Origin of the sequence: Streptomyces soli (assembly GCF_003999195.1) — a bacterium.
GTDB lineage: Bacteria > Actinomycetota > Actinomycetes > Streptomycetales > Streptomycetaceae > Actinacidiphila > Actinacidiphila soli.
This window is the reverse complement of sequence record NZ_RJVR01000319.1, coordinates 1-26,892: the sequence shown is the minus strand read 5'-3', so window position 1 is coordinate 26,892 and position 26,892 is coordinate 1. Positions and strand designations below refer to the sequence as shown.

The following is a 26,892-nucleotide window of genomic DNA, read 5'->3' as shown; positions in this document are numbered from 1 at the left end:
CCGGTTACATTCCGAACCCGGAAGCTAAGCCTTTCAGCGCCGATGGTACTGCAGGGGGGACCCTGTGGGAGAGTAGGACGCCGCCGAACAAATTTTGAGCTCCGGTCCCCTGGATTAATCCAGGGGACCGGAGCTTTTTTGCGTTGTATGGTCCCGCCATGGGATACGAGATGCGGCAGGTCAGGCCCGATGAGTGGCGGCGGAGCAGGGAGCTGCGGCTGGCGGCCCTGAAGGACCCGGTCAGCAGTGTTGCGTTCGTGCGGACGTATGAGGAAGAGGCCGCGTTCGCGGACGAGGTGTGGCAGCAGCGGGCGTCGGGTGTCGGGGCGCAGCAGTTCGTGGCCGAGGACGAGAACGGGGTGTGGGCCGGCAGTCTCGTGATGCTTGTCGAGCCGGACGAGTCGCTGAGCATTGTCGGGGTATATCTGCGGCCGGAGGTACGGGGAACCGGGCTGGCAGAGAAGCTTTTCGGGGTTGCGCTTGAGTGGGTCTGGGAGCGGGTGGACCGGGTGCAGTTGTGGGTGCACGAGGGGAACCCGCGGGCGCAGGCGTTCTATGCGCGGCTGGGCTTCACGCGGACCGGGAAGACGATGGCGTTTCCGCTCGACGAGACGCAGAACGAGTACGAGATGGTGCTGGTCCGCCCCTGACCCGGTCCGCGAGTTGGTCACGCAGCTTGGTGAGGCGGGCGATTTCCGCCTCAAGGGCGGCGAGGCGGCGGGCGGCGATGCCGGGGCCCGGGGTGGCCTGGGCGGCGCCGCAGGGGCGGGTGGGGTCGAGTTCGATGAGGTGGAGGTGGTCGGCGCAACTGCGGATGTCCTCGATGGTGAGGCCGACGGAGAGCAGTTCGCGGATGAGGCGGATCCGGGCCACGTCACTGGGGCCGTACTGGCGTTGGCCGGTGGGGGTGCGGGATGGCGGTGGGAGGAGTCCGCGCTGTTCGTAGAAGCGCAGGGCGCGGGGTGTGGTGCCGGCCGCGGCCGCCGCGTCGCCGATCCGCATCTGTTCCTCCCACCGGTGGTGCTGCCTACAACTCCACGATGACGGTGCCGAGATGCTGGCCGCCCATCACTTCGTGCAACGCACGCGGGCCGTTTTCGATGCCCTGAATGCGAACGTGCGGGAAGGTGATGCGGCCCGAGCGCAGCCAGTCGCCGAAGCGCTCGTTCCACTCGGGGCGGGCTGTGGGGTCCTCTTGGCCGCTGAAGCCGCGGATGGCGATGCGCTTGAGGATGAGCTGGAACGAGTCGATCTCGACGGGTGCGGTGGTGCCGTTGCCGTCCGGGGAGAGCTGGCCGGACAGGGCGCCGACGAGGGCGAAGCGTGCACCGGGGCTGGCGGCTGCCACCGCGGCCTGGAGCTGTTCGCCGCCGACGTTGTCCACGAGGACGTCGATGCCGTCGGGGGCGGCCTTGGCCAGCTGGTCGGCGATTGGTTCGGCTCCACGGACCACGACGGCGTCGTAGCCGAGCTCGGAGACCATGCGGGCGGCCTTGGCCGGTGAGCCGGTGCTGCCGATGACGCGGCCGGCGCCGAGCAGGCGGGCGATCTGGCCGGCGAGGGAGCCGACGGATCGGCGCCGCTGGTGACGAAGACCGTGTCACCGGGGCTGACATGGGCGGCGCGGGTCAGGGCGCCGTACGGGGTCCAGCCCATGGACAGGTGCTCGGCCGGGTCGGGGAGGGTGTGGCCGAGAAGGGTGCATTCGGCGGCGGGCACAGCCGCGTACTCGCGCCAGCCCTGCGAGTGGAAGACCAACTCCCCCGGACGCAGGGCGCTGCCCTCGGGGGCGGTGACGACTTCGCCGACGGCGGCGCCGAAGAGCGTGTCGCCGGGGTGGATGGCGGGGAAGGGGGTGGTGCCTTCCAGACCGCCGCCGATGACCGTACGAATGGCGGGGAAGACCTGGAACCAGCGGGTACGGATGAGGGCTTCGCCGTCTGCCGGGACGGGGAGTGGGGTTTCGACGACGGTGAAGTGTTCGGGCCTGCGGGAGGGCGGAAAGGCGGACTTCGCGGGAAATGGTGGCTGCTGGAGTTGGCATGGCGGGACGCTAACCCTTGACGTGCGGGTCAGAGGCAAGTGGCGTCCGGGACCTCGTCGAGCAGACCGGGGGCGGCGGGGCCGAGGACGAGGCGGGCGTCGGCGCGGTGCCAGAGGGGGGTACGCCAGTGAGCGCGGGCCTGTTCGGGGGAGCGGAGGACGGCGAGGGTGGGCAGGCCGAGGGCGGTACCGGTGGCGAGGAGCTCGGGGAGGGTGGGCAGCGGGGCGAGGGCTGCGATGTCGTCCAGCACGAGGGTGAGTGGTGGGTCGAGCCGACCGGCGGGTGACCGTGCGGCCATGCGCCGGCCGTGCTCGACCACGCTGGAGACGAGTGCGGTGAGCAATGGCATCGCACCCGGGCGGGCCCGTGGGTCCTCGTTGGGCTCGCCCACCAGGTACATCGTTCCCCGCTCGCGTACGAACGATTCCAGGTCGAGGGCGTCGGCCCGGCCCGGATTGCAGGCGTCGCGGATGTGGACGGAGTTGAGGGACTCGAGGGTCCGGTGGATCAGGGCCTGGGCAGCGTCCCGGCGGTCTGTGTGGGCGTGCAGTACGGATTCCAGCTCCCCGCTCCAGCCGGTGGCGGCCTTGGGGTGCGTACGGAGGATGCGTACGGCGTCCTGGCCGCCGTTGCCGCCTGCCCAGCGGTGCACCTGACGGAACGGCAGGCCGTCGATGGCGGCGGCGTGCAGCCAGCAGCGCAGCAGGGTCTCGGCGGCGTCGAACATCGCGGCGTCGGCGGCGGCGTGCGGGCGGCAGGGGAACAGCAGGGCGCGGGCGGTGGTGAGGGCGGTGGGGACGACCTCGCAGCCGGTGTGCGGGGCCCATCGGAGGCGGCCGGGGGTGTCGACGAGGTGGGCCGGGTCGTAGATGTGGACGGGGCCGAGCTTGGTGCGGTTGCCGACGGTCTGGTGGAAGGTGTCGGGGTCGGCGGTGGTGATGATGGCGGGGCCGGCGGCGTTGAGGATGGCGGGCTGGATGAGGCGTTTGGCTTTGTCGCTGCGTTGGGCTGCGAAGGCGGCGTAGGTGCGGGTGAGTTCGTGGGCGGTGGGGTCCGGTACGGGGGCTAGTGCCGGTGCGGGGGCCGGGGTCAGCGCGGTGGGTGGGCTCGGCTCCGCCGTGGTGCTGGAAACCAGGGGCTTTCCCCCAACCTGGCGGCTGGGTGGGGGTCCTCCCCCAGCCTGGCGGCTGGGAGGTGCCCCCACCGGCCGAAGGCTGGGGGAGCGCCCAACCCCTGGACCCGCCCCCTCGCTTCGCTGGGGGGACCCCCGGTCCTCAAACGCCGGACGGGCTGGGTTGTCCGGAGCGGGCTCGGGGTTGCGCCCCCGTCTCAGGCGCGTGCGGGCGACTACGCCGATGACGAAGACGGTCAGCACGAACAGCACCATCAGCTGTCCGAGGAAGATGCCCCAGAAGAGGCCCCAGCCGGGCAGTGCGTCGGGCGGGGACTGGGGCCAGGCGGCGGCGATGTCGTGGGGGTGGCTGATGAGGTACCGCATGGCCTGGGGCGTACGGGTGAAGTGGACCTCGGCGGGCCAGGCGCCGTGGGAGAGGAGGCCGGCTATGCCGGTGGCGGTCCAGAGGAGGACGGTCATACCGAGGAGGAAGCCGATGACGCCCAGGATGAGGCCGTCGGGGATGCCGCCTTCGCTCCGCTGTTGCCGCTGTCTCTGATTCGTCATCACGCCACCGCGTCGTCGGCCAACTGTTTGTCGAGGGAGACCGGGAGGGCTTCGTCGCGTTCCGCGTCGGCTTCAGCCGAGGACTGGGTCATGGCGCGGTCGGTGTAGACGAGGGGGCGCTCGGTCTCGGTGATGAGATGTTTGACGACCTGGACGTTGCCGTTGACATCCCAGACGGCGATGCCGGGGGTGAGGGTGGGGATGATCTCCACCGCCCACCTGGGGAGGCCGAGGACCCGGCCGGTGGCGCGTGCCTCGTCGGCCTTCTGGGCGTAGATCGTCCTGGTCGAGGCCATTTTGAGGATGGCCGCCGCTTCCTTCGCTGCCGCGCCGTCCACGACGTCGGAGAGGTGGTGGACGACGGCGACGAAGGAGAGGCCGAGGCGTCGGCCGAACTTCAGCAGTCGCTGGAAGAGTTGGGCGACGAAGGGGGAGTTGATGATGTGCCAGGCCTCCTCGACCAGGAAGATGCGTTTCTTCCGGTCGGGGCGGATCCAGGTGTGTTCCAGCCAGACGCCGACGATGGCCATGAGGATCGGCATGGCGATCGAGTTGCGGTCGATGTGCGAGAGGTCGAAGACGATCAGCGGCGCGTCGAGGTCGATGCCGACGGTTGTCGGGCCGTCGAACATGCCGCGCAGGTCGCCGTCGACGAGCCGGTCGAGGACGAGGGCGACGTCCAGGCCCCAGGCGCGTACGTCGTCAAGGTCGACGTTCATCGACTCGGCGGCGTCCTCCATCGGGTGGCGGAGGCGCTCGACGATGTCGGTGAGGATGGGCTGGCGGTCGGTGATGGTCTCGATGACGTACGCGTGGGCGACCTTGAGGGCGAAGCCGGCACGCTCGTCCAGGCCGCGTCCCATGGCGACTTCGATGATCGTACGGAGCAGGGCGAGCTGGCCGGTGAGGGTGATGGCCGGGTCGAGGGGATTGAGCTTGATGCCGCCGTCGAGGGCGGCCGTCGGGTCGAGGCGGATGGGCTGTATTCCGAGGGCCTTGGCGATGAGGTTCCACTCGCCGGCGCCGTCCTCGCCCTGGGCGTCGAGGACGACGACCTGGCGGTCGCGGAAGCGGAGCTGGCGCAGGACGTAGGTCTTCTCGAGGGCGGACTTGCCGTTGCCGGACTCGCCGAGGACCAGCCAGTGGGGGGCGGGGAGTTGCTGGCCGTAGAGCTGGAAGGGGTCGTAGATGTAGCCCTTGCCGGAGTAGACCTCGCGGCCGATGATCACGCCGGAGTCGCCGAGGCCGGGGGCGGCGGTGGGGAGGTAGACGGCCTGGGCCTGGCCCGTGGAGGTACGGACGGGGAGCCGGGTGGACTCGACCTTGCCGAAGAGGAAGCTGGTGAAGGCGTCGGTGAGTGCCGCCAGGGGATCCAGCATGGCCATAGGGGGAGCCTCCTCGGCCGTCAGTGAGCGTCGCGCCGGGGGCGCGGGCTCTGGTGGGACTTATGGTGCCGGGCGGCGGCAGGGCCGTGGGGAGGGGGCGTCGGGGGCGCGTCGGTGCGGTGGCGCGGCGCAGGTTGATCTCCCCCAGCCTGGCGGCTGGGTGGGGGTGCCCCCAGCGAAGCGAGGGGGAGTGCCCCCACCACACCGCCCCTTCCCGAAACCGGGGCGCTGCCCCGGACCCCGCCGGGGGCTCTGCCCCCGGTCCCCCGGGAGTGGGTGGGGGACCCGGGGCTCGACGGCCGGAGGCCGGCGCAGCGGCTCGCTGTGACATCAGCCGCTGGCGCGGCGGGCAGCGAAGCGCCCGCGAGGGCCGCAAAAGGGAGGGGCAGCGCCGGACGGGCTGAGTCTGCCCGGCTCACCGGCGGATTCCTGTCGCGAAGGGGAGCGTGTTGACGAAGGCGCGGTGGTGCTCGCGGTCGCACCACTCCAGCTTGAGGTAGGACTTGCCGGCGGAGGCGCGGATGGTGCGCTTGTCGCGGGCCAGGGCTTCCGGGCTGCGGGAGGAGACGGTGATGTAGCCGACGAGGTTGACGCCGGCGGCGCCGGAGGCGAGGTCTTCGCCGCGTTGGTCGATGCGGCCGTGGTGGGCGACGTCGCGGGGGTCGATGACGCGGTTCATCTTGGCGGCGCGGCTGGCGTCGGCATCGTCGTTGGTCTTCTCGGTGAGCATGCGCTCGATGGCGACGTCGGTGGGTTCGAGGTCCATGCAGACGGCGACGGTGCGGATGACGTCCGGGGTGTGGACGAGGAGGGGGGCGAGGAAGTTGACGCCGACGGGGGTCATCGGCCATTCCTTCACCCAGGCGGTGGAGTGGCACCAGGGGGCGCGGGTCGAGGACTCGCGGGTCTTGGCCTGGAGGAAGGTCGGCTCGGTGGCGTCGAGTTCGGCGGGCCAGGCGTTGCGGCGGGTCATGGCCTGGATGTGGTCGATGGGGTGGTCCGGGTCGTACATGGAGTGGACCAGGGAGGAGAGGCGGGCCTGGCCGAGGGGCTGGCGTACGCGGATGTCGGCCTCTGCCAAGCGGGCGCAGATGTCGGTGAGTTCGCGGGCCATGACGGCTGCGATGCCGGCGTCCTTGTCGACGTTCTTGCCCCGGATGCCGGTGGCGCGGGCGATGGCGTTGCCCTCGGCGGCGAGTTCGCGGCTGTAGTGCATGCAGGCGACGAGGTAGGCGCGGTGCTGCTCGCTGGAGGTGGACACCATCGACTGGAGCTGGTCGTAGGAGTCCTTGATCCACTTCTCGGCGCTCTCGTCGCCTCGTACGGCGACGTCCTTGGCGTGGGCGTCGGGGTCGGCGGGGAGGGTGCGGGCGAGCATCTGGAGGCGGGTGACGAAGCCGTCGCCGTTGGCCACGTGCTTGAGGAGCGTGCCGAAGCGTTCGACCAGGGCTTCCTGGTCCTCGCTGTCGCGCAGGCCGACGCCGGGGCCCTCGATCTCGATGGCGGCGGTGAGGGTGCGCCGGTCGACGTGGAGGAGGACGGCGATCTCGTCCGGGCCGAAGGGTGCGGACAGCCAGGTGATGCGGCCGATGCCGGGTGGCGGCCCGACCTCGACCTCGCGGCCGTCGAGGCGGATGCCGGCCTCGGCGGCGGAGGAGCGGTAGGTGGCGGCGTTGCGCAGGGTGCGGCGGTAGGTGCGGTTGATCTCGAACCAGCGATAGAAGGTGCGGCGGCGGTACGGCATGTAGACGGCGGCGAACGCCAGGATCGGCGGGCCGGTCAGGCCCAGGATCCGCAGAGGGAGTATCGGGATGAGGAGGCCGCACATCATGCCGATGAAGGCCCCGGCGATGATGAGGGTGATCTCGCCGGTCTCGCGGTTCTTGCCGACGATCGCGTTCGGCCGGGCTTTGCCGATCAGATACGTGCGACGTGGTTGCTGGGCGGCGTAGGGCTGGGACGTCACCGGCTGTCACCTCCGGACTTGCTGCTACTGCTGGTGCCGTGGTTGCCGCGGTCCGGCGTCGTGCGCGGGGCGGGGGTGGCGGCGGCGCCGGAGCTGCCGCCCCGGGTGCTGTGGGCGGCGACGCCGCCGGCCACGCCGTTCGCGGGCTGGGAGGACCCGCCGCCGGATGCGGCCTGTTCCTGGGGGCCGCCGCGCGAGCTGTGGGTCTTGATGCCCTGCTTCACGAGCGCGGCGGGGGTCGAGATGACGGCGGCGGCCTGGCTTTCGCCGCTGGCCTTGCGGTTGCTGCGCAGGCTCTGGACGTCGTCGCCGAAGCCGGGCACGAAGCGGTAGATCATGGCGCTGGCGAAGATCGCGAGCAGGATGATCGACAGGCCGGACACGACGGCTCCGAAGGCGGTGGGGCCGTTGTCGGTCGTCGTCAGCGCGCTGGCGAGGCCGAGCACGATCACGATGACCGGCTTGACCATGATCACCGCGATCATGATGCCCGCCCAGCGGCGGACGTGGTGCCACATGTTCTTGTCGACCATGCCCGCGTAGACGGCGGTGCCGAGCAGCGCGCCGACGTAGAGCAGGGCGGCCCGGATCACCAGTTCGAGATACAGGACGCCTGCGGCGAGGACGGAGACCAGGGAGACGATGATCAGCATGATCGGGCCGCCGCCGATGTCGCTGTTCTTGGTCAGCGCATCCTGGAACGAGCCGAAGAAGACGTTCGAGTTGGAGTTCGTCCCGGACGCGATGACGTTGGTGACGGCGTCGGTCGCCGACACGAGGGTGTAGAGGACGAGCGGCGTGAAGGCCGAGGCGATGACGGTCAGCCAGAGGAAGCCGACGGCCTCGGTGAGCGCCTCGGTGAGGGGGACGCCGCGTACGGCCCGCTTGGCGACGGCCAGCAGCCACAGGACGAGGGTCAGGATCGTTGAGGCGGCGAAGACGACGGCGTACTGGCGCAGGAACGCCGTGTTGGTGAAGTCGACCTCGGTGGTGTGGGTGACCGCCTCGGACAGCTTCCCGATGACCGCGGAGGCGGCTTTGGCACAGCCCTGGGCCAGGGAGGTGAGGGGGTCGAGGGGGTTGGCGACGGAGCCGCCGCTGCCGGTGCCGCTGTTGCCGCTCTCGCACTTGTCCTTGGCGGAGCCGATAAGAAAGCTGCAGTCCTCTTTGGTGGCGCTCGGCGAGGGCGTGGCGGAGGGGGCGGCGAAGACCTGGGAGGCCGTCAGAATCACGGCGGCCTGAGCCCCGGCGAGGACGGCGGCCACTGACAGCGCGCGGCGGTGGTTACCTGGCATACGTGAACCCTCCATACCCCTGGACGGCGTTCGCGATCTCGTCGGCGCCGGCGGCCTGGTCGTCGCCGCTGACCGGCGCGGGGCCGTGGGTCTGGCTGGACGATTCGATCTTCCAGTCGCCGCCGACCCACTTCAGCTTCTCGGTGACGGTGAACCAGCTCTGGCTGACGGGCTTGGTGGAGCCGGTGCCGGCCAGTCCGGCGAGGCCGGTGCACCACACCTCGACGGTCGCGGTGGTGTCCGTGATGCCGGTGGTCTTGGTGCCGACGGGGATGGTGCGGGAGACGAAGGTGTAGCCGCTGGGGGTGGAGCCGTCCGCGTTGAGGCCGAGGCTCGTGAACAGGCCGGCGGTGTACGCCTTGTCGAGCTTGCTTTGCATCGCGTTCACCACCGCCGGGTCGTGGATCGCGGCGACGATGGTGTGGCGGCGGTCGGTGCTGAACATGCCGTCGCCGCCGAGGGCCACCGCGTAGTTCGCCGCGGCGGACTGTGCGCCCTGCGAGGTCTGCGCGAAGCCGGAGGCGACGCCCTCGGCCGAGCCGGGGCCGGTGCCGGACACCGGTTTCTGGCCGGTGGCTGCGGTGGGCTGGGACTGGGTGCCGTTGTTGCCCCTGCCGTTGGAGCCGGAGGTGCCGGCGGATCCGTTGCCGTTGCCGCGGTTGGCGAAGGCGATGGCGGCGATGAGCAGGACGACGACGCCGACGACCGTGACGAGGTTGCGGCTGGAGCGGGGTGTCCGGCGCGCGCCGGTGCCACCGGGGCCGGCCTGGCCCTCGGGGAGCCGGGTGCGGGTGGTGGGCGGCCCGTCGTAGCTGTCGTAGCCGTCGGGGTCGTCGTGGCCGAGGCTCATGGTGTGCTCGCCCCCGCACGCGAGGAGGGCAGGGCGGAGCCCCTGGGGGGTCCGGCATCGCTGCTCGGGTGAGTGGGCATCAGCACGCAGCCTCGGGTGGGGAAACGGGGCCGGGACGGGCCCCTTGGGGACATAACTGGACGACAGGGATGATAAGGAAGAAGGTGGGACTCCTGGTGGGGGCCGGCTAGACCGCCATCCCGTAGACGATGGTGAACAGCGTGCCGAGGGAACCGATGATGAACACGCCGGTCAGTCCGGCGATGATCAACCCCTTGCCCTGCTCGGCACTGAATGTGTCGCGGAGCGCCGTCGCGCCGATCCGCTGCTTTGCCGCGCCCCAGATCGCGATGGCCAGGCAGAGCAGGATCGCTACTGCCATGACCACCTCGATCATCACGCGTGCTTCGTTCCCGAGGGAGCCGAAGGGACCCCAGTCCGGGGCGATGCCACCGATGATGGTGTTGATGTCGCCCTTTGCGGCTGCCAGGATCATGAGAACTCACCACCACGCTAGATCAGTTGGTCTCCTCGCCGGGGCGCAAGGAGCCAAGGTCTATCTTGGCGGAGGATTCCGCTGTCGGATGTCGACTCAACGACTTTCTCAGCCGATTCCCCCGTGTGATCCCGGCCGCAGCCGTCAGACTGGTCGGATTGGCGTGCGAGCCGGTGTTCGATGGGGCATAGATGACTACTCTGTGTATCACGCTGGTGAGCGCAGGGCAACGATTGGGGGCGCCGATGAGCGGTGATGCTTCTTCGGGGCCGACTCACCGTCACCACCCGTGCCTGGACACGGAGAAGCCGATCGACGACCGGGGGGTCAGGGGATGAAGGCCGCGCGCAAGGCATGGCTCGCCGCAGGCGTCGTCGGCGGGGTCTTCTTCTCGTTTCTCGCACTGCTCGTCGTGGGTACGTATTCGGCCGCCGCGAGCCTGACCGGCAACGGCGCGGTGACCCTGGCCAAGGGCGCGGTGCCGGCGGCGTACTCCAGCATCGTGCAGCAGTGGGGGAACCTCTGCCCGGCCATCAACCCGGCGCTGCTGGCGGCGCAGCTCTACCAGGAGAGCGGCTGGAACGCGAAGGCCCAGAGCCCGGCCGACGCGCAGGGCATAGCGCAGTTCATCCCCGGCACCTGGGCGACGCACGGCATAGACGGCAACGGCGACGGGGTCAAGGACGTGTGGGACCCGGCGGACGCGATCCCGTCGGCGGCCTCGTACGACTGCGAGCTGGCGAAGTATGTGAAGGACGTGCCCGGCGATCCGACCGAGAACATGCTGGCGGCGTACAACGCGGGCGCATACCGGGTGATCCAGGCGGGCGGGGTCCCGGACATCGCCGAGACCAAGAACTACGTCAAGGCCATCACGACCCTGGCGATGAGCTTCGCGGCGCCGACCGGCACGGTCGCGGCCTCGCAACAGGCGGCGGGGGCCATCTACTACGCGCAGAAGAAGCTCGGCACCCCCTACTTGTGGGGCGGCACCGGTACGGCCGCGCAGAGCGGGCGGTTCGACTGCTCGGGGCTGACGCAGGCCGCGTACCGCTCGGTGGGGATCGAGCTGCCGCGCGTGGCGAAGGACCAGTGGAACGCCGGGCCGCATCCGTCACGGGATCAGCTGGCGCCGGGGGACCTTGTGTTCTTCGCGTACGACCTGAACGATCCGACGACCATTCATCACGTGGGGATCTACGTGGGTGGCGGGTACATGATCAACGCGCCGCACACCGGCGCGGTCATCCGCTTCGACCATATCGACTCTGCGGACTACATCGGTGCGACCCGGGTGACACAGGACGGCGCGGCGGCCCTGCCGACGGCGTCTACGGCAACGAATTCGTGACGCGGGTCTCCCTTCGATAACTTACTGGTGATCATCCGGTGGAGACCGGAACGCTACGTACCGTGTGCACCGTTGTACGGGGAGAATGGCCCCGAACGTATGTATATGCAGGATGCGGCGGGGGTTGCGGCGCGGCGGCAGGACGGACCAGTGAGGGGCATCACCGATGGCAGAGCTCGCGCTTGACGGCTCGAACCCGGATGTCGGACTGCTCCGTGACATCAACGGCCTGGCCAAGGACGCCCCCGGGTGGTTCGACCGGGGCATGGAGTTCGTCGGCGAGTACGGGCTGATCCTGCTGTTGGTGCTGCTCGCGGGCTGGTGCTGGTGGCGGATGGCCCGGCGCGGCCCGGAGGCACCGGCGGCGGTGGCGGGGGTGCTGTGGTCAGGGTTGGCGGCAGGGATCGCTCTGCTGCTCAACATCCCGCTGCGGGGCTTTGTGGAGCGGCCGCGGCCCTTCGTGGACCACGACGGGCTGGATGTCCTGGTCAAGGGCAAGACGGACTTCTCGTTCGTGAGCGACCACGCGACGCTGGCCATGGCTGTCGCGGTGGGGCTGTTTCTGGTCAGTCGCAAGGCCGGGCTCGTCGCGATCGGGGTGGCCCTGGCGGAGGGCTTCTGCCGCGTCTACATGGGCGTGCACTACCCGACGGACGTCGTGGGCGGATTCGCGCTGGGCACGGCGGTGGCGCTGCTGTTGGCTCCGCCGGCGATGGCGCTGCTCACGCCCCTGACCACGGCGGTCGCCGGGTCGGCCCGGGCGGGCTGGCTGGTCCGCTCGGCGCGGCCGGCGCGCCAGCCGAAGGGCCAGCCGTATCCGGAGCCGACGTCGTACGACAAGGACCTGGCGGCCTGAGCGGCTGATCCCCTGAGCGCCTGCGCCCCTGAGGTCAGCGCCCCTCGTGGTCCGCGGCGTCGCGGCGGGCCCGGTCGCGGGCGCGGCGCGCTGGGCCCCGCCAGCCGCAGACGCAGGTGGCGTGGGCGAACTGGTCCCTTTCGACGGTGGTCGTGCGGTGGGCCGTGGGGGGCTGGTTGAGCACGCAAGCAACGGTACCGGGGAGACCGTGACGACGGGCCCGAGCCGTCGTTATGCCGAACGAGGGCCATGGTGCGGGACGTTGCAGGGGGTTGGCGGACATGGGGCAGCGGACGCGCGCTACTGCCGCAGCTGTGGGTCTCGGGCTGTACGCGGCGGCGCTGACCGGTTGTTCCGGCAGCGGTGAGGCCGCCGAGCAGGATCACGACCCCTCCGCCTCGACCCCGGCGGAGGCCGTGCGGCAGGCGGCCGACGTGCTGATCCGCGCGGGCAGCTCAAGAATCCGTACGTCGATGGAGATGGCCAGCGGCGGTACGAAGGTCTCGGTCAACGGCACCGGGGGCTTCGACTTCGCCCGGCATCGCGGCAGCCTGAAGGTGGTGCTACCGCCGGACGCGGCCGGCGCCCCGGAGCACAAGCCGATCACCGAGCTGCTGACCCCCGGCGCGCTCTACATGAAGAATCGCGGCGAGGGTGTGCCCGCCGGCAAGTGGGTGCGGGTGGACACGACCCGCCTCGCCGACGGGAATCTGGTCACCGGCGGGGCCACCGAGCCATTGGCCGCCGCCGAGCTGCTGCGCGGCGCGCGAAGCGTGACGTACGTCGGCGGAGAGACCGTCGGCGGTGTGCCGGTGTGGCACTGCCAGGGGGTCGCCGACATCGCGCGGGCGGCGAAGGGGGCTTCGCCGGACTCGCGGAAGCCGCTGAGCGCGGCGGCGAAAGGGTTCTCCGTGACCACGGTGCCCTTCGACGCGTATGTGGACGGGGAGGGACGGCTGCGCTTGCTGCGGCAGCGGTTCACCTTCACCAATGGCGCCGAGGTGGTCTCGACCACGTGGTTCTACGCTTTCGGGTCGCCGGTGCGGGTGGTGCTGCCCGCGGAGGGTGACATTTACAGCGGAAAGATCGTTTCTGCGTCAGCGAAGTAGGCCACCCCAAATGGCCCGTCCGTGTCATGCACCGACTACGTGTCCGTCCCTACGCTGGGACGGGGAGGAGGTGGTGCACGTGCGGTTGTCGCCCGGATCTCAGGCGGTCCTTGAGCAGGACTGCGTGGCCCTCGCGGAGATCGAACTGTGCGGTGAGCTGATGATCGCGGCTTCGGCCGCCGATGAGGAGCGCTTGAGCTCCGCCCGGATCGACGAGGTGCTGCGGGTCGAGCACATGCCGTCGGGTTTCTCGGCGTCGTAGCAGGCCGGGCGTCGCGGGGCGCTAGCTGCGGAGCAGCCGGGCTATCGCGGCTGTGGCCTCCGCCACCTTGTCGTCCGCTTCGGGACCGCCGCGCGCGGCGGCGTCGGCGACGCAGTGTCGCAGGTGTTCCTCCAGGAGTTGCAGAGCGAAGGCCTGCAGTGCCTTTGTGCCGGCCGATACCTGGGTAAGGATGTCAATGCAGTAGACGTCCTCCTCGACCATGCGCTGGAGACCGCGGACCTGCCCCTCGATGCGGCGCAGCCGCTTCAGGTGCTGGTCCTTCTGCTTGCTGTACCCATGGGAGCCGTGGTGGTCGGCGCCGACCTCGGTGGCGGTCATTTGCCTGTCCCTCCTGCCCCGGTATACCCCTGCAGGGTATATCGTACCGAATTCGGCTCATTGTGCGAGGTGGCCCCTGTGGGGGGCGCATCGGGCCATGAGCGACACTGTAGGGCGCCGGTTAGATGTGGCCGGATGATGCGCTTAGCATCAATGCGACGGAAAACCGATGTATCCGAGGACTTCACGTGCGCTTTCGTCTGACCCCCAGGGAGACGAGCTTCTACGACATGTTTGCCGCATCCGCGGACAACATCGTCACAGGATCGAAGCTCCTCATGGAACTGCTCGGAGCCGATTCGGCCACGCGGACCGAGATCGCCGAGAGGATGCGCGCGGCGGAACACGCCGGGGACGATGCCACACACGCGATCTTCCACCAGCTGAACTCCTCCTTCATCACACCGTTCGACCGTGAGGACATCTACTCTCTCGCGTCGCAGCTCGACGACATCATGGATTTCATGGAGGAGGCTGTCGACCTGGTCGTTCTCTACCAGGTCGAGGAGCTTCCCAAGGGCGTCGAGCAGCAGATCGAGGTGCTGGCGCGGGCGGCCGAGCTGACCGCCGAGGCGATGCCCAACCTGCGGACGATGACCGATCTCACCGAGTACTGGATCGAGGTCAACCGGCTGGAGAACCAGGCGGACCAGATCCACCGCAAGCTGCTCGCCCAGCTGTTCAACGGCAAGTACGACGCCATGGACGTGCTCAAGCTCAAGCAGATCGTGGATGTGCTCGAAGAGGCGGCGGACGCTTTCGAGCACGTGGCGAACACGGTAGAGACCATCGCCGTCAAGGAGTCCTGACCGGCGTGGACACCTTCGCACTCGTCGTCGTCATCGGCGTCGCGCTCTTCTTCACGTACACCAATGGCTTCCACGACTCCGCGAACGCCATCGCGACCTCGGTGTCCACCCGCGCCCTCACCCCGCGTGCCGCGCTGGTGATGGCGGCAGTGATGAACCTGATCGGTGCCTTCGCGGGCGGCGGTGTCGCCCAGACGGTCAGCAGGGGCATCATCGAGACCCCGACCGGCAAGCAGGGCGTGATCATCCTGTTCGCCGCGCTCATCGGGGCGATTGTCTGGAATCTGACCACCTGGTATTTCGGTCTGCCGTCGTCTTCCAGCCACGCGCTCTTCGGTGGCATGGTCGGCGCGGCGCTGGCCGGCGCCAGCGGGGTCATCTGGAGCGGGGTGCTGGAGAAGATCGTCATCCCGATGATCGTGTCCCCGGTGGTCGGCCTGGTCGTCGGCTATCTGGTGATGGTCGCCGTGATGTGGATCTTCCGCCACTCCAATCCGCACAAGGCCAAGCGCGGCTTCCGTATCGCCCAGACCGTCTCCGCGGCGGCGATGGCGCTCGGTCACGGTCTGCAGGACGCGCAGAAGACCATGGGCATCGTGGTGATGGCCCTCGCCATCGGCGATGTCCAGCAGGGCGACGGCATTCCGATCTGGGTGAAGTTCGCCTGCGCGTCGATGCTGTCGCTCGGTACGTACGCAGGTGGCTGGCGCATCATGCGCACGCTCGGCCGGAAGATCATCGAGCTGGACCCGCCGCAGGGCTTCGCGGCGGAGGCCACGGCCTCGTCGATCCTCTACGTGACGTCGTACGTCTTCAAGGCGCCCATCTCGACCACGCACGTGATCACCTCGGCCATTATGGGCGTCGGCGCGACCAAGCGTGTGAACGCGGTCCGCTGGGGCGTCGCCAAGAACATCGTCATGGGCTGGTTCATCACCATGCCGGCCGCCGGCTGCGTCGCCGCGGTGGTGTACTGGATCACGCACCTGATCTTCGGCTGACGCCGGGCTTCCCGTACGCCTCCTTACGCCGCCTTACGTACGAAATGGGCCCGCCCCCCTCACAGGGGGCGGGCCCTTCGCCTTGCGGTGGCACCGCCATGCAGCACCGCAGGACGTGCTCAGCCGAAGCGGCCGGAGATGTAGTCCTCGGTCGCCTGGACGGACGGGTTGGAGAATATGCGCTCGGTGTCGTCGATCTCGATGAGCTTGCCGGGCTGACCGACGGCCGAGAGGTTGAAGAAGGCGGTGCGGTCGGAGACGCGCGCGGCCTGCTGCATGTTGTGTGTGACGATGACGATCGTGAACTTCTCCTTCAGCTCGCCGATCAGGTCCTCGATGGCGAGGGTGGAGATCGGGTCGAGCGCGGAGCACGGCTCGTCCATGAGGAGGACCTGCGGCTCGACGGCGATCGCCCGCGCGATGCACAGGCGCTGCTGCTGGCCGCCGGAGAGGCCGGAGCCCGGCTTGTTGAGGCGGTCCTTGACCTCGTTCCAGAGGTTGGCGCCCTTGAGGGACTTCTCGACGATCGTGTCGAGATCACGCTTCTTCTTGACGCCGTTGAGCTTCAGGCCCGCCGCCACGTTGTCGTAGACCGACATGGTGGGGAAGGGGTTGGGGCGCTGGAAGACCATGCCGACGGTGCGGCGCACGGTGACGGGGTCGACGCCGGAGCCGTACAGGTTCTCGTCGTCCAGCATCACCTTGCCCTCGACCCGGCCGCCGGGGGTGACCTCGTGCATGCGGTTGAGGGTGCGCAGGAAGGTGGACTTGCCGCAGCCGGAGGGGCCGATGAACGCGGTGACCGTACGGGGCTCGATGTTCATCGAGATGTCGTCGATCGCCTTGAAGCCGCTGTAGTAGGCGGAAAGTCCGCTTACGTCGATTCGCTTGGCCATGGGTAGTGCTCTCAATCCGTAGGTCGCTGGGGTTGGCCGCGTCAGCGACCGGTCTTCGGGGCCTTCCAGCGGGCGATGCCGCGGGCCACCACGTTCAGGATCATGACGAAGGCGATGAGGACGAGTGCCCCCGCCCAAGCCCGGTCGTAGGAGGCATCGGTGCCGAGTACGTACTGCTCGAAGACGTAGTACGGCAGCGACGACTGCGGACCGTTGAACGGGTCGTTGTTGATCAGCTGATTACCGAAGACGAGCAGCAGGATCGGTGCGGTCTCGCCCGCGATCCGGGCTACCGCCAGCATGACACCGGTCAGGATGCCGCCGAGGGAAGTGGGAAGAACGACCTTGAGGATGGTGCGCCACTTCGGCACGCCGAGCGCAAGGGACGATTCGCGGAGCTCGTTCGAGACGAGCTTGAGCATTTCCTCGGTCGAGCGGACCACGATCGGGATCATCAGGATTGCCAGGGCGAGCGAGCCCGCGAAGCCGGAGTAGCTGAATCCCAGGATGAGGATCCAGAAGGCCAGGATGAACAGACCGGAGACGATCGAGGGGATGCCGGTCATGACGTCCACGAAGAAGGTGACTGTCTTGGCCAGCTTTCCGCGCCCGTATTCCACCAGGTAGATCGCGGTGAACAGGCCGATTGGCACAGCCATGAGACAGGCCAGGCCGACCTGCTCCAGCGTGCCGATGATCGCGTGGTAAACGCCGCCGCCCGGCTGATTGGCGAGCACGCCGCTCATCGAGTGGGACAGGAAGTTGCCGTCGAGGATCTTGATGCCCTTGCTGATCGTGGTCACGATCAGGGAGACGAGCGGGACGAGGGCTACCACGAAACAAGCCCAGACGAGGCTGGTGGCCACCCGGTCCTTGGCCTGTCGGCGGCCCTCGACCTGGGCGGTCATCCCGTACGTGCCACCGATGAAGAGGACGAGGGCGATCAGGCACCACTGGAAGCGGCTCGACAGGCCGGCCGCGAGGCCGATGCCGATGCCCAGGGCGACAGCGCCCACGGCGATGGCGGCCGGGGACCACCGGGGCATCCGGCGGTGGGACAGATGTTGCGGTGGGACGTGCGCACCGGAGGGGGGCCGCTCGTCGGTGATCGCGTTGCTCATGCGTTGGCCCCCGAATACTCCTTGCGGCGGGCGATGATCAGCCGGGCCGCGCCATTGACGAGCAGGGTGATCACGAAGAGCACCAGGCCGGAGGCGATGAGGGCGTCGCGGCCGAAGTCGTTGGCCTCGTTGAACTTGGCGGCGATGTTCTGCGCGAAGGTGCCGCCGACCGGGTCGAGGATCCGGGCGGACAGGACCGGGGAGGCGGACAGTACGGTAGCGACCGCCATCGTCTCGCCGAGCGCGCGGCCCAGGCCCAGCATGGAGGCGCTGATGATGCCGGAGCGGGCGAAAGGCAGGACCGACAGGCGGATGACTTCCCAGCGGGTGGCGCCAAGCGCGAGGGCGGCTTCCTCGTTCGCCCTGGGGACCTGGCGGAAAACTTCGCGACTGACGTTGGTGATGATCGGCAGAATCATGATCGCCAGCAGGATGCCCACGGTGAACAGCGAGCGTGCGGCGGTGCCGGGGTTGGACTGGTCGAAGATGACGGTCCAGCCGAGGTAGTGGTCCAGCCAGAGGTTCAGGCCCTGCAGGTGCGGTACGAGGAAGAGCGCGCCCCACAGGCCGTAGACGATGCTGGGGACCGCCGCGAGCAGGTCGATGACGTACGCGAACGGGCTGGCGAGGCGGCGCGGCGCGTAGTGCGAAATGAACAGCGCGATGCCGACAGCGATGGGGACCGCGATGATCATCGCGATGATTGAGCTGACGATGGTGCCGTAAGCGAGGACCGCGATGCCGAAAACCGGCGGATTCGCGGTGGCGTTCCACTCAAAGGTGGTGAAGAAGTTCCCCTGGTCCTTCGAGATGGCGTTCACGGCGCGGATCGTGAGGAAGGCCGCGATGGCGCCCATGATCACGAGTAGCAGGATGCCGGATCCGCGGGAGAGGCCCGAGAAGATCCTGTCTCCCGGACGCGTGACTGTGCCCCCGCCCGTGGTCCTGGTGGCCGGTGGCGGGGGTGCTGGTGTGTTTGCGGTTATGTCCATTCGTTTCTCCGGTCTGGTTGGGGGATCGCTCCCCCGGCGGCGGTGCACCGGAAAGTAGGGCCGGGGCCTGCGGTCATGCCGCGGGCCCCGGCCGACTGGGTCAGGAGAGGGAGGAGATGGTGGAGCGGACCTTGGTCACGACCTCGGCCGGCAGCGGTGCGTAGCCCTGGGCGGCGAGAACGCCCTGGCCGGCGTCGCTGGCCGCGTAGGTCAGGAAGGACTTCGTCGCGGCGAGGGTCGCCGACTTGTTGCCCTTGTCGCACGCGATTTCGTACGTGACCAGGGTGATCGGGTAGGCGCCGTCGACCTTGGTGTTGTAGTCGATCTTAAGAGAGAGGTCGTTGCCCGTTCCGACGACCTTGGCGGCCGCGATGGCCTTGGTGGCGGAGTCGGTGGAGGCATCGACCGGGGAGGAAGCACCCGTGTCGATCTTCACCGTGGGCACGCTGCTGGCGGTCGCGAACGACAACTCGGCGTAGCCGATGGCGCCCTGGGTCTGCTTGATCTGCGCGGTGACGGCGGCGGAACCCTGGGCGGACTGGCCGCCCTTGGCCTGCCAGGCCTTGCCGCCGGTGTAGGGGAAGTCCTTGCCGGCGGCGGCGATCAGGTACTTGGTGAAGTTGTCCGTGGTGCCGGACTCGTCGGAGCGGTGGAAGGCCTGGATCGTGGTGGAGGGGAGCGTCGCGCTCGGGTTGAGCTTCTTGATCGCGGCGTCGTTCCACTTGGTGATCTTGCCATTGAAGATCTGGGCCAGGGTGGGGGCGTCCAGGACCAGGCTGTCCACGCCGGGCAGGTTGTACTCGACCGCGATCGGGCCGCCGACCATCGGCAGGTCGATGGCCTGGCCGCCGCCGGAGCAGATCTTCTTGGAGGCGGTGACCTCTTCCGGCTTGAGCGGCGAGTCGGAACCGGCGAAGGCGGTGCTGCCCTGCAGGAATTCCTGGATGCCCGCGCCCGAGCCGACGCCCTTGTAGTTGATCGACGTACCGGAGCACGCAGCCTGGTAGTTCTTGACCCACAGCGCCATGGCGTTCTGCTGCGCGGTGGAGCCGGAGGCCAGGAGCTGGCCATTGCCGTCACACTTGATGCTGCCGGCCGAGGAGGAGGACGAGCTGCTCGCGTTGGAGGACGCGGTGTTGTTGTCGGAGCCGCACGCCGTGAGGAGCAGGGCGCCGGAGATCGCGACCGCGCCTACAGTCAGGGCACGCACGCCGTTCTTACGCTGAAGCTTCACCTTCGGTGTTTCCTTCCTGAAGCCCGCCGGGACGGCGAAGCAGAGGTTTGAGTTGTTCTGCATTCACCCGGCGGCGTACTGCTCACCGGTAAGGCCGAAATTAGGCAAATCAAGTGAAGCGACCGAAGGGGCAGGGTGAACGGCGGGTGAACCTCGCATCTCAGTGCGGTAGCCCCGCCCGTCGATTCTTGCTATTGGGCGTTTTGTCCAGAATGCCGGATGAAGGCATCGATGAGTGGACGATCCCGTTCATGGGTCAGCCGGTGTCGCGCCGCGATCACCGGCAGCCAGATCATCCGGTCGACCTCACGATTCGGGGCGAACTGCCCGCCGGTGGCCTCGGCGGCCCAGTAGCGGACGTGCTTGGGGCGGCCGGAGGCCACGTAGAAGGAGGACGGAAGGGGCGTCCCGAGGACGCAGTCCTGGCCGGTCTCCTCCTTGACTTCGCGGATCGCGGCGGTGGCCGGCTGCTCGCCCCGCTTCAGCTTGCCCTTGGGGAAGGACCAGTCGTCGTAGCGGGGGCGGTGGATCAGGGCGAGTTCGATCCCGCCGTCGACGGGGGACCGGCGCCACAGGACCGCTCCGGCGGCGAGGACGGGGGTGGTCGTGGTGTCCATGCCGTTGCCCTTTCCGGTCTGAGTCTTTCCGGTCGGCGTCAGGAAACCGGGGTGCGCTGCCACAGGTGTACGAAGGCGAACCGCGCCTGCTCGACCTCCTGGCGCTGGTCGGCGTGCAGGACGCCCAGCGCGTAGGCCGTGGCCGGTGCTATCCGCGGGGTGCGGGCGGCGGAGGTCACGGCGGCGGCGGCCTCGGCTGCCTCGCGGTGCTGCTCGAGTACGCGGGCGAGCGCGGCGGGCCGGGATTCGGGTTCCCCGTCGGCCTGCGGGAACACCTCGCGGGCGTAGCGGCTCAGCCGCAGCAGGATCCGTACCCGGTGCCAGGGGGCGTCCTGACGCTCTGCGGACAGCTCGGCGGCGAGCGAGGACCGCAGCGCGTCGCCGTTGTACGGGTGCCCGGCCCGGGGCAGCGGCAGGGAGCCCACCGCCTCGGCCAGCCGGGCGTGGGCGTGGCCGGTCAGCGCCGGCAGCAGCTCACCCGCCGGGGCCCCGGCGGCGGCCGCCAGCGGCACCTCGGAGGCCAGCACCGCGACCGCGTCGGCCACTGCGTGGAACCGCGACGAGCCCATCGCCTGCAGCGCCGCCGAGTGCGCCCGGGTCCGGGCCAGGCTCAGCTGCCGCTCCAGCAGCGCCCCGGCGCGGGCGGCGCCGACGGCCAGCGGGCCGCCGCCTCCCGGCGTCTGGGCCGGTACGAGAGCGGCGGCCTCGTCCTCGATCATTTCCTCTTCGGCGGAGAGCCGGTGCAGGGCGGTCAGCAGCCGCGCCAGGCGACCGCTGTACTGGTGCTCCCGGGCCAGCGTCGAGGAGAGCCACCCCAGCTCCGCCCGGAGCGGGTCGGCCCACGCCGGGTCGGTCAGCGACCCGTACGTGTGCAGCGCGGAGCCGATGCGCCGGGCGGAGCGGCGCAGCTGGTGCCCGGCGTCCGGTGCGTCGGGGTCGGTGTCGCCCTCACCCTGTGTGCTCTGGGTGAGGGCGCGCAGGAAGGTGGTGGCCTGCTCCCGCAGATACGCCGCGAGAACGTCCCCGGCGGGAAGCGCCGCGCGCTCCTCCACCTCGGCCAACGCCATGTCAGGGTGTCGCTGGGCCACGCCGGCGCCTCCGCGCGTCGATGAGCATCTCCTGGATGTTGCGCAGCGGGCGCCCGTCGGCGTCGACGCTGTGCCGCGTCCAGTTCCCGTCCGGGCCGAGGTGCCAGGACGAGGTGGAGTCGGAAGTACCGAGCTCCAGCAGGCGATTCAGGGTCGTACGGTGGGCGGGGTCGGCGACCCGGACCATCGCCTCGATGCGGCGGTCGAGGTTGCGGTGCATCATGTCGGCGCTGCCGAACCAGACCTCGGGCTCGCCGCCGTTGCCGAAGACGAAGACCCGGGAGTGCTCCAGGAAGCGCCCGAGGACGCTGCGTACCCGGATGTTCTCCGACAGGCCGGGCACGCCCGGCCGCACCGCGCAGATGCCGCGGACCCAGATGTCCACGGGCACGCCGGCCTGCGAGGCGCGGTAGAGCGCGTCGACGATCGCCTCGTCGACGATGGAGTTGACCTTGACCCGGATGTAGGCCGGCCGGCCCGCCCGGTGGTGGTCGATCTCCTTTATGATCCGGCTGATCAGGCCGTCCCGCAGACTGCGCGGGGCGACCAGCAGCCGGTTGTACGTCTCCCGGCGCGAGTAGCCCGACAGCCGGTTGAAGAGGTGGGACAGGTCCGCGCCGACCTGCGGGTCGGCGGTGAGCAGGCCCAGGTCCTCGTAGAGGCGGGCGGTCTTGGGGTGGTAGTTGCCGGTGCCGACGTGGCTGTAGCGGCGGAGGGTCTCGCCCTCCTGGCGTACCACCAGCGACAGCTTGCAGTGCGTCTTCAGACCGACCAGGCCGTACACGACATGGCAGCCGGCCTCCTCCAGCTTGCGGGCCCACTTGATGTTGGCCTGCTCGTCGAAGCGCGCCTTGAGCTCGACCAGGACCAGCACCTGCTTGCCGGCCTCGGCGGCGTCGATGAGCGCGTCCACGATCGGCGAGTCGCCGGAGGTGCGGTACAGGGTCTGCTTGATCGCGAGGACGTCCGGGTCGCTGGCGGCCTGGTCCAGGAAGGACTGCACGGAGGTCGAGAAGCTGTCGTACGGGTGGTGGAGCAGCACGTCGCGCTCGCGCAGCGCTGCGAAGATGTCCGGGGCGTGCGCGGATTCCACCTCGGCCAGGTCGCGGTGGGTGCCGGCGACGAACTTGGGGTACTTCAGCTCGGGCCGGTCCTGCGAGGCCACCGCGAACAGCCCGGTCAGGTCCAGCGGGCCGGGCAGCGGGTAGACCTCGGCGTCCTCGATCTTCAGCTCGTGGACGAGGGTGTCCAGGGCCTTCGGCGAGATCGACTCCTCGACCTCGAGGCGGACGGGCGGGCCGAAGCGGCGCCGCATGAGCTCCTTCTCCAGGGCCTGGAGAAGGTTCTCGGTGTCGTCCTCCTCGACTTCCAGATCCTCGTTGCGGGTGACCCGGAACATGTGGTGGTCCATGACCTCCATACCCGGGAACAGCTCCTCCAGATGCGCCGCGATGACGTCCTCCAGGGGGACGTACCGCTGCGGGCTCGCCTCCAGGAAGCGCTGGAGGATCGGCGGGACCTTCACGCGGGCGAAGTGGTCGTGGCCCGAGACCGGGTTGCGTACGGTCACGGCGAGGTTCAGGGACAGGCCCGATATGTACGGGAAGGGGTGGGCCGGGTCCACGGCCAGCGGGGTCAGGACCGGGAAGATCTGGTTCCGGAAGAGCGTGAAGAGCCGGGCTTGCTCCTTCTCGGTGAGCTCGGCCCACCGGATGATGTGAATGCCCTCTTCGGCGAGCTGCGGGGCCACGTCGTTCTGGAAGCAGGCGGCATGGCGGGCCATGAGCTCGCGCGAGCGGCTCAGGATGTTCGACAGCACCTCGCGCGGCTGCAGGCCGGACGCCGAGCGGGTCGCGACGCCGGTCGCGATGCGGCGCTTCAGGCCGGCGACGCGGACCATGAAGAACTCGTCCAGGTTGCTCGCGAAGATCGCGAGGAAGTTAGCCCGCTCGAGGAGCGGCGTGCTCGGGTCCTCGGCGAGCTCCAGCACCCGCTCGTTGAAGGCCAGCCAGCTCTGCTCCCGGTCCAGGAAGCGGCCCTGCGGCAGCTCACCGGTGTCGTCGCCGTCGGCGACCTCCAGCTTGGGCACGTCGGGCAGGTCCGGGGTCAGGTCCGGCACGGCGCGGGGGCGGTACGCGGCCACGGCGCTGTCACCCGCGTCGCTGGGGGCGGCGGCTTCTGCGGGGAAGTTCATCGAGGCCATGGGTGCGAGCCCTCCTCCGGATCCAGCACGGCATTCCGTCTCCCATTCTCCCGTGCGCGCTGCCGTTCCGGCAGGTCGGGCGGTTGGAGGGTCGTCGTGTGGTTGGCGGGCTGCATTCAGTGATGTTTGCAAGCGATATTGAATCGCCGGTAACGGGCAGGTGGCGACAAGGAAAGCGGGACGCGGCCGCAGGGGCTCAGATCGCGCAGGGGCTCAGATCGCGCTGCGGCTCACAGCTGTATGCGGCTCACAGCTGTATGCGGCTCACATCCACGTGCGGCTCACATTTCTGTGCGGTACATGAGGTCGACCTCGTACAGGCTGAAGCCGAGGCGCTCGTAGACCGTGACGGCGGGGACGTTGTCGGCGTCGACGTAGAGCATGGCCGTGGGCACCTTGCGGTCGTACGCGAGGTGGCGCAGGCCGATCGCGGTGAGGGCCTTGCCGAGGCCGCTGCCCTGCTCGTCGGGGTGGATGCCGACGACATAGACCTCGCCGAGCTGGTCGGCGGCGTGGACCTTGGTCCAGTGGAAGCCGGCGAGCCGGTCGCCGCGGAAGGCGAGGAAGAACCCGGCCGGGTCGAACCACGGCTCCGCCTTGCGGTCGTCGAGGTCGCGCTGGGTGAGGGAGCCCTGCTCGGGGTGGTGGGCGAAGGCGGCGGCGTTGACCGCCAGCCAGGCGGCGTCGTCCTGGCCGGGCACGAAGGTCCGTACGGTGATGCCTTCCGGGAGCACCGGCTCGTGGAGCGGCGGCGCGCTCTCGCCCTCCAGGGGGCGCCGCATCTGCCGCAGCTCGCGGAAGAGGGCCAGCCCGAGCAGCCCGGCGAGGTGGCGGGCGGCGGGGTGGCCGCCGTGCGCCCAGACCCGCAGCCGACGGCCGGACGCGTCCAGCAGCGCGCGGCCCAGCGCCCGGCCGTGCCCCTTCGCCCGGTGCGCTGGGTGCACCAGCAGCTCGGCGGCCGGCGCCTCCACGGGGTCGGTGTCCTCCAACTGCGCGTAGCCGACCAGGCCGGCGTCCGCGGTCACCAGGAAATGCCGTACGCCCGGCCGTGCGCCGCCCCGCAGATTCAGCCGCCCTTGCTCCGACACCGCCGACTGGCCGTCCACGGCTGCGGCGTCCTCGATGAGCGCGAGCACCGCTTGCGCCTGGGCGGGCGTCACCTCGTCCACGACGTCGATCCGGCGGGGGGTGGCGGTGGTCTGTGCGGCGGCGTCCGTCATGCGTTGAGCTTACGACCGGGCGGGGTGGCGGAGGTTGTTCCCCCACCCCGTCCCTTCCCGAAACCGGTGCTCCGCCCCTTGGACCCGCTGGGGGCCAGCCCCAGACCCCCCAGGTCCTCAAACGCCGGAACGGCTGGATTTGCCACCCGGCGCCGTTCCCACCGGGTTGTGGGAGAACGTTCCGCAGGGCGAGCGAAGCGAGATGGGGTCCCCCCGGCCACCCGCCCGCAGGCGACGACGTGACCGCAACCAGGCACGGGGCCGAGGCCTCAGGCGGTGACGGGAACGATCGCTGCCGCCGCGCATGCGAGGCCGGCGGCGGCGGCGAAGGCGGGCCAGTAGCCGGTGGCGGTGATGAGGGCGCCGATGAGGGGTGGGGCGAGGGCGGCGGCGAGGTTTTGGCCCGTGTTGTGGACGCCGAGGGCGCGGCCGGACCAGGCGGGGCCGGCGCGCTCGGCGGTGGCGGTGAAGGAGAGGCCGTTGGTGCTGGCGGTGATGCCGACGGCGACGACGAGGGCCAGGTCGGTGAGCGGCGAAGGGAAGGCGGCGGTCAGCGAGCAGGCGGCGACCACGGCGGCCGTGGTGAGGGCGAGTTGGCGCATGGGCCGCAGGCGGCTGCCGACCCGGTCCGACCAGCGGCCGGCGGCGACCCGGGAGAGGGCGCCCAACACCTGGGCCCCGGCGATCAGTTGCCCGGCGTGGACGGCGGACCAGCCGCGTACGTCCACAAGCATGACCAGCGCGAAGGCCCCGGCCGTGAATTGCGGTACGACGAGCAGCGCCCCCGCGCCGTGGATCCGCCACAGCGTGGCCGAGCCCCGATAGGGGTTGCCGGTGTCGGGGTTGGCCTCGCCGCTGGTCGCCGCCCGCGGAGGATCGGCCGCGTAAAGGGCGATGAGCAGCGCGATCACGCCGCACAGCCCGGACAGGAACGCCATCGCGCCGCCCACGCCGTACGCGGCCGCCAGCGGCGGCATGGACAGCGCGGCCAGGCCCATGCCCAGCGGCGTCGAGGTCTGCCGGATGCCCATCGCGAGGCCGCGCTCCTTGGCGGAGAACCAGCCCATGACGAGGCGGCCGCTGGCCGAGTAGACGGAGGCCCCTGCCGCGCCCGCCAGCGCGAGGAGGATGCCGAGGACGACCATGCCGTCGGCGGTGTAGGCGGCGGCCAGCAGGGCCGTCGCCAGGCCGAGGCCGCTCGCGATGACGACGCGCTCGCCGTAGCGGTCGGCGGCCGCACCCCACCCCACCAGAGCCAGCACCAGGCCGAGTGTCGGGCAGGCCACGAGCACGCCGACCTGGGTCAGGGTGAGGTGCTCCGTGCTCCTCAACTCGGCTGCCAGGTACGGGATTCCGTAGACGAAGGCACAGGCGGCGGTCTGCGCCCCCGTGCCCAGGGCCAGCATCAGCCAGCGGCGTGGCATGGCGAGCACCTCCTGCTCGGTCGGTGGCAGGGCCAACTATGCCGCGTGCTCGTATGGCGAGACAGATCGTTCCGCATTATGAGACGCGCCTGCGCAGAGGAAGGGGGCGGCCCGTCGGCGGGCCGCCCCCTTCCGGTCTGGCTCGGCGGGCTACACGTCGGACGGGTCCAGGCGGTAGACCGTGGAGCTGCTCGTGCTCGTGCTCGTGCTCGCGGTCGAGCTCGAGGAGTCGCCGTAGGCGGACGGCTTCACCAGCGTTCCGTGCTGCTGGATCCACGTCGTCAGCTGGGAGTTGCCGCGGCCGCCGGTCTCGACGTAGTGCAGCTTGCCGGCCTTGACGAGTGTCTGGAGTTTGTCGAGGGTCATGGCGGCGTCGGTGCCGGACCAGCCGCCCATGGAGGCGACGGGCTTGCGGGACTGGAGGATCAGCTCGGAGGCGGTCTGGTCGGTGGAGACCGCCAGAATCCAGGTGGCGCCGTCCTGGTGCTTGATCAGGTACTGCACCAGCTGGGTGCTGACGGTGCCGCCGCGCATGCCGCCGCCTCCCATGCCCCCGCCGCCCGCCTGGGGCTGGCCGCCGCCGGACGGCATCTCCATCCGGGCGCCGCCCTGCTGGCCGCCCGGCGGCCCACCCTGCGCGCCGCCGGGCCGGT

General features: G+C 69.9%; 27 protein-coding genes, 1 rRNA gene and 1 pseudogene. 8 read left to right on the top strand and 21 right to left on the bottom strand.

The window, feature by feature from the left end; translation table 11 throughout:
- Both rrf and EFK10_RS36900 read left to right on the top strand, forming a co-directional pair.
- A 5S ribosomal RNA gene (rrf, locus tag EFK10_RS36905) occupies window positions 1-89 on the top strand; the annotation flags it as partial.
- Between the two features lie 69 nt (window positions 90-158).
- Entirely contained in the window at window positions 159-650 is a 492-nt protein-coding gene (locus EFK10_RS36900; RefSeq protein ID WP_127360009.1) for a GNAT family N-acetyltransferase, read from the top strand.
- Here the strand turns inward: EFK10_RS36900 and EFK10_RS36895 are convergent.
- From EFK10_RS36895 to EFK10_RS36860, 9 genes and pseudogenes are all read right to left on the bottom strand, one after another.
- Complete coding sequence (locus EFK10_RS36895) at window positions 571-1,002, bottom strand: MerR family transcriptional regulator (protein ID WP_127360008.1); 432 nt, start codon at window positions 1,000-1,002, stop codon at window positions 571-573. The two genes, EFK10_RS36900 and EFK10_RS36895, sit on opposite strands and share 80 nt — an antisense overlap.
- A gap of 25 nt (window positions 1,003-1,027) precedes the next feature.
- Window positions 1,028-1,519, bottom strand: a complete 492-nt coding sequence (locus tag EFK10_RS52905) for a zinc-binding dehydrogenase (RefSeq protein WP_322973452.1) — start codon at window positions 1,517-1,519, stop codon at window positions 1,028-1,030.
- 239 nt (window positions 1,520-1,758) lie between these two features.
- A pseudogene (locus EFK10_RS52900) lies at window positions 1,759-2,082 on the bottom strand (NADP-dependent oxidoreductase); the annotation flags it as partial.
- Window positions 2,073-3,725, bottom strand: a complete 1,653-nt coding sequence (locus tag EFK10_RS36885) for a type IV secretory system conjugative DNA transfer family protein (protein WP_127360007.1) — start codon at window positions 3,723-3,725, stop codon at window positions 2,073-2,075. The gene EFK10_RS36885 and the pseudogene EFK10_RS52900, both read right to left, overlap by 10 nt.
- Window positions 3,725-5,104, bottom strand: a complete 1,380-nt coding sequence (locus EFK10_RS36880) for an ATP-binding protein (protein WP_127360013.1) — start codon at window positions 5,102-5,104, stop codon at window positions 3,725-3,727. Before EFK10_RS36880 ends, EFK10_RS36885 begins: the two co-directional genes overlap by 1 nt.
- Before the next feature lie 421 nt (window positions 5,105-5,525).
- Window positions 5,526-7,076: an SCO6880 family protein gene (locus EFK10_RS36875; protein WP_127360006.1), complete on the bottom strand. Its 1,551-nt coding sequence runs from the start codon at window positions 7,074-7,076 to the stop codon at window positions 5,526-5,528.
- Entirely contained in the window at window positions 7,073-8,371 is a 1,299-nt protein-coding gene (locus EFK10_RS36870; RefSeq protein ID WP_127360005.1) for a hypothetical protein, read from the bottom strand. Before EFK10_RS36870 ends, EFK10_RS36875 begins: the two co-directional genes overlap by 4 nt.
- Window positions 8,361-9,221, bottom strand: coding sequence for a hypothetical protein (locus EFK10_RS36865; protein WP_127360004.1), 861 nt, complete (start codon window positions 9,219-9,221; stop codon window positions 8,361-8,363). Before EFK10_RS36865 ends, EFK10_RS36870 begins: the two co-directional genes overlap by 11 nt.
- A gap of 187 nt (window positions 9,222-9,408) precedes the next feature.
- Window positions 9,409-9,717, bottom strand: a complete 309-nt coding sequence (locus EFK10_RS36860) for a hypothetical protein (RefSeq protein WP_127360003.1) — start codon at window positions 9,715-9,717, stop codon at window positions 9,409-9,411.
- 334 nt (window positions 9,718-10,051) lie between these two features.
- On the opposite strand from EFK10_RS36860, the gene EFK10_RS36855 reads away from it, so the two are divergent.
- Window positions 10,052-11,068, top strand: a complete 1,017-nt coding sequence (locus EFK10_RS36855; protein WP_127360002.1) for a bifunctional lytic transglycosylase/C40 family peptidase — start codon at window positions 10,052-10,054, stop codon at window positions 11,066-11,068.
- 166 nt (window positions 11,069-11,234) lie between these two features.
- On the top strand, window positions 11,235-11,924 hold the full coding sequence (locus tag EFK10_RS36850) for a phosphatase PAP2 family protein (protein ID WP_127360001.1): 690 nt from the start codon (window positions 11,235-11,237) through the stop codon (window positions 11,922-11,924).
- A 34-nt stretch (window positions 11,925-11,958) separates the two neighbouring features.
- Here the strand turns inward: EFK10_RS36850 and EFK10_RS48085 are convergent, their stop codons facing one another.
- Window positions 11,959-12,108 (bottom strand): hypothetical protein, encoded by a 150-nt coding sequence (locus tag EFK10_RS48085; RefSeq protein ID WP_164836303.1) that lies wholly within the window; start codon window positions 12,106-12,108, stop codon window positions 11,959-11,961.
- Between the two features lie 97 nt (window positions 12,109-12,205).
- Here EFK10_RS48085 and EFK10_RS36845 point away from each other — a divergent pair, with 97 nt between their 5' ends.
- Both EFK10_RS36845 and EFK10_RS36840 read left to right on the top strand, forming a co-directional pair.
- Entirely contained in the window at window positions 12,206-13,033 is an 828-nt protein-coding gene (locus EFK10_RS36845) for a hypothetical protein (RefSeq protein ID WP_127360000.1), read from the top strand.
- Between the two features lie 79 nt (window positions 13,034-13,112).
- Window positions 13,113-13,295 (top strand): hypothetical protein, encoded by a 183-nt coding sequence (locus EFK10_RS36840; RefSeq protein ID WP_127359999.1) that lies wholly within the window; start codon window positions 13,113-13,115, stop codon window positions 13,293-13,295.
- Between the two features lie 21 nt (window positions 13,296-13,316).
- Here EFK10_RS36840 and EFK10_RS36835 read toward each other — a convergent pair whose 3' ends face one another.
- Window positions 13,317-13,634, bottom strand: coding sequence for a metal-sensitive transcriptional regulator (locus EFK10_RS36835; RefSeq protein WP_127359998.1), 318 nt, complete (start codon window positions 13,632-13,634; stop codon window positions 13,317-13,319).
- 188 nt (window positions 13,635-13,822) lie between these two features.
- Between EFK10_RS36835 and EFK10_RS36830 the strand changes: the two genes are divergently transcribed.
- Complete coding sequence (locus EFK10_RS36830; protein WP_127359997.1) at window positions 13,823-14,443, top strand: DUF47 domain-containing protein; 621 nt, start codon at window positions 13,823-13,825, stop codon at window positions 14,441-14,443.
- Between the two features lie 5 nt (window positions 14,444-14,448).
- Window positions 14,449-15,444: an inorganic phosphate transporter gene (locus EFK10_RS36825; protein ID WP_127359996.1), complete on the top strand. Its 996-nt coding sequence runs from the start codon at window positions 14,449-14,451 to the stop codon at window positions 15,442-15,444.
- 119 nt (window positions 15,445-15,563) lie between these two features.
- Here EFK10_RS36825 and pstB read toward each other — a convergent pair whose 3' ends face one another.
- From pstB to EFK10_RS48080, 10 genes are all read right to left on the bottom strand, one after another.
- A complete protein-coding gene (pstB, locus tag EFK10_RS36820; protein ID WP_127359995.1) occupies window positions 15,564-16,340 on the bottom strand; it encodes a phosphate ABC transporter ATP-binding protein PstB in 777 nt (258 codons plus the stop codon).
- Between the two features lie 41 nt (window positions 16,341-16,381).
- A complete protein-coding gene (gene pstA / locus EFK10_RS36815; RefSeq protein WP_127359994.1) occupies window positions 16,382-17,461 on the bottom strand; it encodes a phosphate ABC transporter permease PstA in 1,080 nt (359 codons plus the stop codon).
- Window positions 17,458-18,453, bottom strand: coding sequence for a phosphate ABC transporter permease subunit PstC (pstC, locus tag EFK10_RS36810; protein WP_127359993.1), 996 nt, complete (start codon window positions 18,451-18,453; stop codon window positions 17,458-17,460). Before pstC ends, pstA begins: the two co-directional genes overlap by 4 nt.
- 100 nt (window positions 18,454-18,553) lie before the next feature.
- Window positions 18,554-19,687 carry a phosphate ABC transporter substrate-binding protein PstS gene (pstS, locus tag EFK10_RS36805; RefSeq protein ID WP_127359992.1) on the bottom strand — a complete coding sequence of 378 codons (1,134 nt, stop codon included), beginning with the start codon at window positions 19,685-19,687 and terminating at the stop codon, window positions 18,554-18,556.
- 191 nt (window positions 19,688-19,878) lie between these two features.
- The gene (locus EFK10_RS36800) at window positions 19,879-20,304 is read right to left on the bottom strand and encodes an NUDIX hydrolase (protein WP_127359991.1); all 426 of its coding nucleotides are present in this window, start codon (window positions 20,302-20,304) and stop codon (window positions 19,879-19,881) included.
- A 38-nt stretch (window positions 20,305-20,342) separates the two neighbouring features.
- Window positions 20,343-21,392, bottom strand: a complete 1,050-nt coding sequence (locus tag EFK10_RS36795) for a CHAD domain-containing protein (RefSeq protein ID WP_407647223.1) — start codon at window positions 21,390-21,392, stop codon at window positions 20,343-20,345.
- On the bottom strand, window positions 21,373-23,586 hold the full coding sequence (locus EFK10_RS36790) for an RNA degradosome polyphosphate kinase (protein WP_127360011.1): 2,214 nt from the start codon (window positions 23,584-23,586) through the stop codon (window positions 21,373-21,375). The genes EFK10_RS36795 and EFK10_RS36790 overlap by 20 nt, the downstream gene beginning before the upstream one ends.
- Before the next feature lie 290 nt (window positions 23,587-23,876).
- Complete coding sequence (gene mshD / locus EFK10_RS36785; RefSeq protein WP_127359990.1) at window positions 23,877-24,815, bottom strand: mycothiol synthase; 939 nt, start codon at window positions 24,813-24,815, stop codon at window positions 23,877-23,879.
- Between the two features lie 269 nt (window positions 24,816-25,084).
- Window positions 25,085-26,275 carry an MFS transporter gene (locus tag EFK10_RS36780; RefSeq protein ID WP_240677696.1) on the bottom strand — a complete coding sequence of 397 codons (1,191 nt, stop codon included), beginning with the start codon at window positions 26,273-26,275 and terminating at the stop codon, window positions 25,085-25,087.
- A 114-nt stretch (window positions 26,276-26,389) separates the two neighbouring features.
- A partial coding sequence (locus EFK10_RS48080; protein ID WP_456318738.1) for a mannosyltransferase YkcB-related protein occupies window positions 26,390-26,892 on the bottom strand: 503 nt, incomplete at its 5' end.

Bases quoted from the DNA above. Each gene is read 5' to 3' on its own strand.
- EFK10_RS36900 (WP_127360009.1), top strand. From the start codon at position 159: ATGGGATACGAGATGCGGCAGGTCAGGCCCGATGAGTGGCGGCGGAGC.
- EFK10_RS36895 (WP_127360008.1), bottom strand. From the start codon at position 1,002: ATGCGGATCGGCGACGCGGCGGCCGCGGCCGGCACCACACCCCGCGCC.
- EFK10_RS36885 (WP_127360007.1), bottom strand. From the start codon at position 3,725: ATGACGAATCAGAGACAGCGGCAACAGCGGAGCGAAGGCGGCATCCCC.
- EFK10_RS36880 (WP_127360013.1), bottom strand. From the start codon at position 5,104: ATGCTGGATCCCCTGGCGGCACTCACCGACGCCTTCACCAGCTTCCTC.
- EFK10_RS36870 (WP_127360005.1), bottom strand. From the start codon at position 8,371: ATGCCAGGTAACCACCGCCGCGCGCTGTCAGTGGCCGCCGTCCTCGCC.
- EFK10_RS36865 (WP_127360004.1), bottom strand. From the start codon at position 9,221: ATGAGCCTCGGCCACGACGACCCCGACGGCTACGACAGCTACGACGGG.
- EFK10_RS36860 (WP_127360003.1), bottom strand. From the start codon at position 9,717: ATGATCCTGGCAGCCGCAAAGGGCGACATCAACACCATCATCGGTGGC.
- EFK10_RS36855 (WP_127360002.1), top strand. From the start codon at position 10,052: ATGAAGGCCGCGCGCAAGGCATGGCTCGCCGCAGGCGTCGTCGGCGGG.
- EFK10_RS36850 (WP_127360001.1), top strand. From the start codon at position 11,235: ATGGCAGAGCTCGCGCTTGACGGCTCGAACCCGGATGTCGGACTGCTC.
- EFK10_RS36845 (WP_127360000.1), top strand. From the start codon at position 12,206: ATGGGGCAGCGGACGCGCGCTACTGCCGCAGCTGTGGGTCTCGGGCTG.
- EFK10_RS36835 (WP_127359998.1), bottom strand. From the start codon at position 13,634: ATGACCGCCACCGAGGTCGGCGCCGACCACCACGGCTCCCATGGGTAC.
- pstB (WP_127359995.1), bottom strand. From the start codon at position 16,340: ATGGCCAAGCGAATCGACGTAAGCGGACTTTCCGCCTACTACAGCGGC.
- pstA (WP_127359994.1), bottom strand. From the start codon at position 17,461: ATGAGCAACGCGATCACCGACGAGCGGCCCCCCTCCGGTGCGCACGTC.
- pstC (WP_127359993.1), bottom strand. From the start codon at position 18,453: ATGGACATAACCGCAAACACACCAGCACCCCCGCCACCGGCCACCAGG.
- EFK10_RS36800 (WP_127359991.1), bottom strand. From the start codon at position 20,304: ATGGACACCACGACCACCCCCGTCCTCGCCGCCGGAGCGGTCCTGTGG.
- EFK10_RS36790 (WP_127360011.1), bottom strand. From the start codon at position 23,586: ATGAACTTCCCCGCAGAAGCCGCCGCCCCCAGCGACGCGGGTGACAGC.
- mshD (WP_127359990.1), bottom strand. From the start codon at position 24,815: ATGACGGACGCCGCCGCACAGACCACCGCCACCCCCCGCCGGATCGAC.